This window comes from Patescibacteria group bacterium (assembly GCA_028707065.1).
Taxonomy (GTDB): Bacteria; Patescibacteriota; Patescibacteriia; order Patescibacteriales; family WJLG01; genus JAQTUZ01.
The window spans coordinates 1-8,601 of sequence record JAQTUZ010000033.1 but is presented as its reverse complement, the minus strand read 5'-3'; the positions used below and the strand labels follow the sequence as shown (position 1 = coordinate 8,601).

The window sequence follows — 8,601 nt, the reverse complement described above, 5'->3', positions numbered from 1 at the left end:
GAAAAGACCCCAATCGGGGAAAGGCAAGGAATCTAAATCTTGAATCTGAGAGATTTCCAACACTCCTTTGGGCAATGAATTTTCTGAAACGATCCTCAGAACCCCTGCCTCCGGTTCGCCCTTGATGATAAAATCCGCCTTGTTTAAAAAAAATTCTGGCACAGCCGTAGCAAAGGTGCCATAGACTCCGACATAATAGCCCTTTTTCCTAAGATCGCCGATTACCGCTAATTCATGGTGGCAATCGACAATAGAGCTTGGCGCTAATACCAAATCGGCTTTTTCATTTAATTTTTCCACTTCATCGGTTACTTTCACCTCCCAGCCGAATTTTTTAAAAATAGCCGACAAATAAGCGGCTGTGATTTCCGGCAAAACCACATTGCTTTTTTTTACCCGCTCGAAAATCCGCGCTCCGAGAGAGTCACCAACCCATGTTCCAGTACCCATCCCGCCGGATAGATCCTTATTGATGCATTTTCTGACCGATGCACCCTTGATATCCAATAATATGACTTTCATAAAAAATAGCTCCTATTGCGCATCGATAGCTTTATATATAAAAATATTTTCACCGAAATTTTTAATCGTAAGATATTTCCAATCCCAATAATTTCCTAAATTTTTGTCAATCAAATAAATATTTTTATTTATAGGAGAAGAATATACTAATTGCATTTTATCGTCAACTATCGGTTCGCTTTCAATGTAATAGATTTCTCCCCTTATATCAGCCAAGGTACCGTCCTTTGAATCAAAATCCCGAACTAATGGTTTAAAGCCGTTGTTTAAATTATAATTTATGATATTTTGGCATTTAGTTGCGCAAAATTCATCTTTGGTAAGAGCTGAGGATTGTTTGTTTTTTATCAATTGAAGCGCTCGCACTTTATTGACTATTGTTATGTTTTGATTTTTAAGATTGGCCCCCACCCAATCATAAGCGAGGTTATAAGAAGTGGGAATGGACAGATAATAAAGCGTAAACAGATGAAAAATAATAGAAGCGGCGCCAATGACAAAAAAGATTTTCTTGAATTTTATATCGAAACTCGCGATTGCTAATGTCATAAAAAAACCCAAAGGAAACAGATATCTAAATATCGAAATTGGCTCTCTCGACCAATTAGCGACAAAGGATATTATAAAAAAATATGAGAAAAAATAAGATAAAGACATTATCAGAAGGTCTTTGTTTTTTACTTTATTTTTTAGAGATACCAGGGCCGCAGCGATAAAAAGCGGGAACAGCAGCGCCAATCTCCAGCAATAGAGGGCGAGGGATTCAAAAAAACCGGGATTTGATTTTGCGCGCGCCTGGTCGCCGACATTAAGTAACGGATGATAATCCGTAAAAATACTTATGACTTGCTCTTTTATGCCAGAAAAATTCAAAGAAACAATCAATAAAAAAGCGCCGAGGCTGGCTATTCCATACTTGAAAATCTTAATAATAATTTCTTTATTTCTTCCGAAAAAAAAGATGATAAGCGGTAAATTTACCAAGGCATAAATATTTAAAGGGAAATTCGCTCCCGCAAAAAAAACAAACAATATACTTAAAAAAATATTTTTATTCACTTTTATGTTCTCGCCGTTTTTATTATGCAAAACTGCGCAATATAAAAAGTAAAAAGAAATAAAAACCAACAAAGTGCTCAGAACCCACACCTTACCCGTGTGGAGCACTGCCGTCGTTATAATATTGGTAAACAATAGAACCAAAATGAACATCCGCGCCCTTGCGTCCTCAATCTCCTTTTTTAAAATATCATTGGTTAAAAATAAAAAAACTAAAGCCAGGCAAGCGCTTACAAATCTTATTGTTAAATAAACCGGCGCCGGAGATTGGATCAAAAAATTTTTAAGACCAGAGATGTCAAAATTAAAAAAAGGCAAGGACAATGCTAGAAACACCGCGATTGCCAAATAATCAACAATATATGTCAATGTTCCATAGGGCACATCCCCCGCCGCGGGAATAATGGAATAGTTTTCCATGGCCCTCAACACACCTCCGGTAAAATACATCTCGTCATTTATAACATTCAGCATAGGGAGCGCGTGCCAAATGCCGACAAAAAAACTGGCCGCTAAATATAATATGATCATATTCTCGGCATTCAATTTAAATTTGGGTCTATTTTCAATTTTCATTATCATGGTCCGATGTTTTAGTTTTTTTTGCAATTACGCAAATATTATCCCGGACATTAATCGGGATGGCAATACGCCTCCAAGGCTCGCCGCTAAAAAAACCTGATATTTTTTTACAAATTTCAAAACCATACGAAGAGTGTAAAACATTAAAAATATAAGATAAGCTAAATCGCTTTCCCGGCTTAAAGAAATAAAGTACTTCAAAGCCGTTTTCTTTTAGCAGAATATTCAAATTCTTCCTGTTAAAATACAGCAGATGCTCGGGAGGAATGATCAAGAGCCATTTTTTACCCCAAAATTTCGCCCACCAGCTACCAGCATCGATCGTATTAATAAGCAATATTCCGCCTGTTTTCATTATCTTATTGGCCGCCAACAAATAACCGTTAGGGTCACTAACATGTTCGAGGACATCCCACATCGTTATGGCATCAAATTTTTTTTCAATAATAGCTTCCGGGAATATTCCGTAAAAAATTTCATGCCCTCTTTTTTTTGCTATGTCAGCCGCATAGCATGAAATTTCCGCTCCGGCTGTCTGCCAACCGCGATCCCTGGCTAAGCTTAAAAAATAACCGGTAGCCGACCCCATGTCAAAAAGATGTCTTCCGCCGACTAGTCCCTCTATCTCTTTTATACGAGATATAAATTCCTCTCTCATCGGCTCCTTGTCTTGATCATAGTCAGAATAACCGAATTTGCCTCTCCCGGATTCATTTTTAAAATATTCTTTATTATAGATATTTTTTAAATCCGAAGGAACCGGATAGACAAAAAGCAAGCTGCAGTTTTGGCAACGATACAATTTATGTTTATTTTTTTCACAATAAAACCAATTCTTTTCCGAGCGGCAAACAGGACAAATTATTTTTTCTTCCATTTTTTTACTCTTTTAAAAAATAAGCGCCAAGGAGCCCTTAACCCTTCTTTGATAATCTGTCTCGATAATTTTGACTCGCCCTCCCGCCGGCTTTTAAAAATTATCGGCGACTCATAAACGCTAGCATTAAATTCGTGGATTAGATAGAATTTTAGTTCTATCAAAAAAGAATAGCCGGATGAGCCGATCTTATTTAAGTCTAATTTTTCTAAAAACTCCCTTTTAATGCACATAAAGCCGGCCGTAAAGTCGTTAATTGGGAGCCCTGTCAGTAATTTAACATATAAATTGCCGAATCGACTCAACTCCTTGCGCCATCTTTCCCAATTTTCAATTCCGCCTCCGCCGACATAGCGCGAACCAATGATTAAATCAATGTCCTGATTTTTGATAAAAAAATCCCTTAGATACTCCGCGCTATGCGATCCGTCGGCATCCATCGTAATAATTGACCGGATCCCCTTATCCTTAATAACCCTGCTCATGGCATCCTTGTAAGCATTACCCAAGCCGGTTTTATACCGGCGCTCGAGCAAAGAAAGATTGGGATATTTTTCCATTAAATATTTTACCGCGGCAGCGGTTCCGTCGGGAGAGCTATCGTCAATCACCAGTATCTTAACTTCTGGAAAAATATTAAAAATTTCAGATACGATAACTTTTATATTTTCCCTTTCATTATATGTGGGTATTAAAATGATATCCTTCATATTTGTCCACTTAATCTTTTTAAATCGGCATCGACCATCATTTTGACCAATCCGCTGAAGGTCACCTTCGGTTTCCACCCCAATATTTTTTTAGATTTATTATTTTTGCCCTGCAAGGTGAATAATTCTGCCGGGCGTTTATATAGAGGATCTATTTTTACATATGGCTGCCAGTTTTTAATACCCACATAATCGAAGGCCAGATCAAGAAAATCCTTAATGCTGTGCGTTTTACCTGTAGAAACTATAAAATCGTCCGCCCTATCTTGTTGCAACATAAGCCACATGGCTTCAATATAGTCCCCTGCGAAGCCCCAGTCCCGCTCGCTGTCTAAGTTACCCAAGCGTATCTCTTTGGCCAAACCCAGTTTAATACGAGCCACACCATCGGTAATTTTCCTAGAAACAAATTCCTTGCCTCTAATAGGCGACTCATGATTAAAAAGGATGCCATTCGAACAAAACATATTATTGCTTTCTCGGTAATTAATAGTCATCCAGTAAGCGAAAAGCTTAGAAATGGCATAGGGACTCCTAGGATGAAAGGGCGTTTCTTCATCTTGGATGCCCTTTTCATGCACATTGCCAAACATCTCGCTGGTTGAGGCCTGATAAAATTTAGCCGTAGGACAGCAAATTTTTATCGCATTAAGTAATCTCAATACCCCCATACTATTTATTTCACAGGTTACCATCGGCTGATCCCAAGAAGTACCCACAAAAGATTGCGCGGCTAGATTATAAACCTCATCGGGATAAATTCTTTTTACCGCGTTGATCAATGAAGATTCGTCAGCGAGGTCCCCGTCGATACAATTAACTTTATCCGCTACGCCCAAATACTCCAAATTCTCGAATTTCCTGTTAACTGTCCTCCTGACTAGTCCAAAAACTTCATATCCCTTGTCCAATAAAAATTTAGATAAATAAGCGCCATCCTGACCGGTTATACCGGTAATTAAAGCTTTTTTCATAGTGATCATTTAATTATTATTTTTACATACGATGGAAACGACTCGCGCGAATAAAATCCCAAAAAGAATAAGCCCGCCACTGACAAATTTACGGCTTGCTAGCCGCCGCTATTTCCCAAGATTTTTTATATAGCTCCATTGTCTGTTCTTTATTTAACAGCCAGTTAAATATCGGAATGGCGTTGTTCTTAATTTTTTTTCTTAAATTTTCATTTTCAAAAATTTTTAATATAGCCTCGACTAGTCTTTCCCCGCTGCCTACCGGGACAACCAGCCCACTTTCGCCATTTACGATAAGCTCCCCCGCGCAGCCCACATCCGTCATCACCACGGGACACCCAGCCGCCAGCGCCTCCACCGCCGCCATACTCCAGCCTTCGTAATTCGAAGTGACCAGAAACAAATCCGCGGTCTTAAGGTATGAGGCCAGATCGTCGGTCCACGCTTCCATCACAATATTATCGCGTAATTTTAAATTTTTAATTTTAAATTTTAAATCAGCTTCTTCCGGGCCGGATCCAACGATAATTAACCCGGTTTTGGGATATTTTTTGACTATTTCTCTCATCACTTCGATCGCCAAACCGATATTTTTCTCCCGGCTCAAGCGGCCGGCCGCCAGGATCACCCGGTCAAACTGCGGATATTTCTGCTTTAAATTTGTTTTTATTGGAGTGTTTTTGATCCTTTCGGCGTCAACAAAGATCGGCAGAACCACGGGCTCAGCTTTTAGCTTATAGCTTGCAGCTTTTAGAGAATTCCTGATCCTTTGCGACACGACCCGGATGCTGTCGGCCTTGGGCAACAAAAATTTCGCCAAACGAACGCGCAAAATGTTCAAAAATGACTCCCGCCGGAAATACGGGCTTAAAAAATCCGTATGGATCTGAATCTGTAATTTCAAATTATTCCTGGCGGCGATAAGCCGGCCGGCCAGCCCCGTTTCAAAAGGATCCTGGGTGAATATCAGATCTATCTTATCTTTTTTCAAAATTTTTCTTGCTAATCTGAAGGAATCAAAATAATAAAACAACCGGCAACAGGAATTGGTCGGATAAACGAACAGCTTATCTTGCCAGATTATCGGCTCTTCTTTTTTAAGGGTCCAGACGATGACAAAAATCTTATCAACCAATCGGCTATACTCTTTAAGGCGCTCCAAACTCGCCGAGCCGGCGGAAAAAATTCCCTTGTCCAAATTTATGACCAATAATTTCATAACTTTTTCTTCAAGGAATTATATCCCCTTCTCAAAAGTTTGCCGAACCAATTTTTCTCTTCAATGGCGATTCCCGCCAGCCATTCGATCAGATAAATATCCAGGGGACAGGCAAAAAAACGATGCTTGATGCGGAATTCGAACCATTTGTTGATCGGCCCCAATTTTATTTTCAGCAATTTGAAATATTCCCTGATGCGCCAGACTTTGTTGCCGTCGACCCAGGGCGAAGAAAAATCTTTCCTAAAACGGTCTATCTTGCCCCAATCCTCGGTCTTAACCGGCGGTTTGAATCCCGCCTCTATAGCCATTTCATACATTTGGGAGCCCGGATATGGCATATACGCGCCCAGCGTTATGGCCGATTTGGGATGGATCTTGTAGATCCGATAAAGCAGGTCGATGGTATCTTCAAATTCTTTTTTAGTCTCGCCCGGCAAGCCCACGATGGCCGAATAGCTGGCCGGCACATCGTATTTGGCCAATGATTTTACGGCCGCGATGACTCTTTCCACGGTTATCCTTTTGTTTATCATCGCCAGAATCCGGTCGCTGCCCGATTCCACGCCGATAAGCAGGTCGAATATCTTTCTTTCCTTCAATTCCCGCGCCAGCTCGTCATCTATCATATCGATTCTCACTTCCAGGTGCGAAGGCAGATTTATGCGCCGCAAAATTTCCAGCGCCCGGGATTTATCCACGAAAAAATTATCGTCGTAGAATTTTACCGCGTCTATCTGATAATTTTCTTTCAAATATTCTATATCTTTTACAACCCGGCTTACCGACCAGGCGCGCCAACGATTCTTGTTGAAAAAGCGGTTATAGCAGAAAGCGCAATTGAAAGGGCATCCGCGGCTGGCTTTATAGGCGATGACCCGTTCGTATTTATCCAGCTTATAGACATATTTATCCATTGGAAGCAAAGAGAAATCCATAGGCCACTCATCCAGTGATTTTATCAAGGGGCGCTCGGGATTCAAATGAAAACTATCCCCATCTTTATAACCTAAGCCTAAAAGGCCGGATAAGGATCCGCCGCCTTCCAATCTTTGCGCCAATTCCACCACGGTTTCTTCGCCTTCGCCCACGGCCACAAAATCAATATAATCCTCTTTCAAACATTGCTCCGGCAGAAGCGAGGGATGGATGCCGCCCCAAAGGATCTTTATATCCGAACCGGCTTTTATTTTTTTGGACAGTTCCGCACTATGCTTTGTCTGGATGCCGGTCATAACCGAAAAGCCTAAAAAAAGCGGCCGCTCGCCAATTATGTATCCGGCGGTCTTATCGATTTCTTTCTCGTTAATATTCAACAGTTCGACATCAAAACCGCTTTTTTTGAGAGCACTACCCACAGACAAAATCCCCAGCGGCAATATCTTTTCCGAGTGGTCGTCCGAAAAATTTATTTGTATTAAAATTATCTTGCTCATTTTATTTGGTAACAAATCTCTTGGCTATCTTATATTCCACCGGCCAGGCGAAAAATTTGAATTTCCAGCGCAGCTGGCAGATCAAAATGAAGCCCAGCTTCAATAATTTTTGCGCTTTGACGGAAGAGCCGAGGGCCGATCTGATGCCGTGCGCTCCAAAACGCACATAAGCTTCCATCGATTCCACAAAATCCTTGTCTTCTTTCTTCACCCAGGGAAAATTTTCTATGGAGAGGTAATTGAGTTCGCCCTGCGACAATTTTGCCCACTCTTCCAGGCTCTGCGGCTCTTTCCACCCGCTCGCCACGCATTCATCATACAATTCCGAACCGGGATAAGGCCGGAACGCCTGCGGGCCCAGGATCTGGATCTTGGGGCTCAATTTTACCAGCTTATCTATCAGATCCAGGGTCTCCATCATTTCCGAACGCGCTTCGCCGGGCAGCCCAATCATAAAAGAATATTGCGGAAGGATGCCGTGTTTTAGCGCGGCCTTAGCCGAATTCACGACATCATCAGGATTGATATCTTTCTTCATTTTTTTCAGCAGCCGAGGACAGCCCGATTCGGCGCCAAAAGACAGGAGATAACAGCCGGAGCGGCGCATCTTGGCCAAAAATTTGTCGTCGATCATCCCCTCCCTGATATAGTTGGCGCGCACGGTCGTCTCCCAGGGAATTGTCAGATCATTTTTTATCATGCCTTCGACAATCGCCCCGGCGCGCGCCATATCCACGAAAAAATTCTCGTCCCAAAATCTCACGGGTTTGCCGCGGAAATAATCTTTGCTTTTGATGACGCGCAGATCTTCCAGAACCTGCAGAGCCGTGCGCGGCCGCCAGCGGTTTTTCAATATCGCGTTGATGCAAAAGGTGCAGCGGTGCGGACAGCCCCGCGAGGTTAGAGAAGGAACCAGCGCGACCCTTTCCAGGATTTGGCGCGGCACCAGATCCCAATTGAAAAGCGGCATCTGCGCCGGATCGTGGAGAGAATGGGATTTGTTGGCGAAGATATTTTTGCCTTCTTTATAAATGATGCCGTCTATGTCCTTCAGGTTCTTACCACTGACTATTTCCAAAATGGTTTCTTCGCCCTCGCCCACGCAGACAATATCTATCAGATCGTTCTTTACTGTCTGCTCCGGAAAAAATGTCGGGTGCGACCCGCCCCAGATTATCTTGCAGGCGGGATTCGCTTCTTTTATCGCTTGAGATATTTTCAA

8 protein-coding genes are annotated in these 8,601 nt (G+C 41.8%); all 8 read right to left on the bottom strand.

Going from position 1 to position 8,601, the window contains the following annotated elements; translation table 11 throughout:
* Positions 1 to 522, bottom strand: a 522-nt coding sequence (locus PHE24_06810) for a radical SAM protein (protein MDD4902810.1), incomplete at its 3' end; no start/stop codon positions are given.
* A 12-nt stretch (positions 523 to 534) separates the two neighbouring features.
* Positions 535 to 1,581: a hypothetical protein gene (locus PHE24_06805; protein MDD4902809.1), complete on the bottom strand. Its 1,047-nt coding sequence runs from the start codon at positions 1,579 to 1,581 to the stop codon at positions 535 to 537.
* 565 nt (positions 1,582 to 2,146) lie between these two features.
* Complete coding sequence (locus PHE24_06800; protein MDD4902808.1) at positions 2,147 to 3,040, bottom strand: class I SAM-dependent methyltransferase; 894 nt, start codon at positions 3,038 to 3,040, stop codon at positions 2,147 to 2,149.
* Complete coding sequence (locus PHE24_06795; GenBank protein ID MDD4902807.1) at positions 3,025 to 3,750, bottom strand: polyprenol monophosphomannose synthase; 726 nt, start codon at positions 3,748 to 3,750, stop codon at positions 3,025 to 3,027. The genes PHE24_06800 and PHE24_06795 overlap by 16 nt, the downstream gene beginning before the upstream one ends.
* Positions 3,747 to 4,724 carry a GDP-mannose 4,6-dehydratase gene (locus PHE24_06790; protein ID MDD4902806.1) on the bottom strand — a complete coding sequence of 326 codons (978 nt, stop codon included), beginning with the start codon at positions 4,722 to 4,724 and terminating at the stop codon, positions 3,747 to 3,749. Before PHE24_06790 ends, PHE24_06795 begins: the two co-directional genes overlap by 4 nt.
* Before the next feature lie 88 nt (positions 4,725 to 4,812).
* Positions 4,813 to 5,943 (bottom strand): glycosyltransferase, encoded by a 1,131-nt coding sequence (locus PHE24_06785; protein MDD4902805.1) that lies wholly within the window; start codon positions 5,941 to 5,943, stop codon positions 4,813 to 4,815.
* Positions 5,940 to 7,379 carry a radical SAM protein gene (locus PHE24_06780; protein ID MDD4902804.1) on the bottom strand — a complete coding sequence of 480 codons (1,440 nt, stop codon included), beginning with the start codon at positions 7,377 to 7,379 and terminating at the stop codon, positions 5,940 to 5,942. The genes PHE24_06785 and PHE24_06780 overlap by 4 nt, the downstream gene beginning before the upstream one ends.
* Position 7,380: 1 nt before the next feature.
* On the bottom strand, positions 7,381 to 8,601 hold a 1,221-nt coding region (locus PHE24_06775), incomplete at its 5' end, for a radical SAM protein (GenBank protein ID MDD4902803.1).

Coding starts and splice junctions, on each gene's coding strand:
- PHE24_06800 (MDD4902808.1), bottom strand. CDS start 3,040: ATGGAAGAAAAAATAATTTGTCCTGTTTGCCGCTCGGAAAAGAATTGG.
- PHE24_06795 (MDD4902807.1), bottom strand. CDS start 3,750: ATGAAGGATATCATTTTAATACCCACATATAATGAAAGGGAAAATATA.
- PHE24_06790 (MDD4902806.1), bottom strand. CDS start 4,724: ATGAAAAAAGCTTTAATTACCGGTATAACCGGTCAGGATGGCGCTTAT.
- PHE24_06785 (MDD4902805.1), bottom strand. CDS start 5,943: ATGAAATTATTGGTCATAAATTTGGACAAGGGAATTTTTTCCGCCGGC.
- PHE24_06780 (MDD4902804.1), bottom strand. CDS start 7,379: ATGAGCAAGATAATTTTAATACAAATAAATTTTTCGGACGACCACTCG.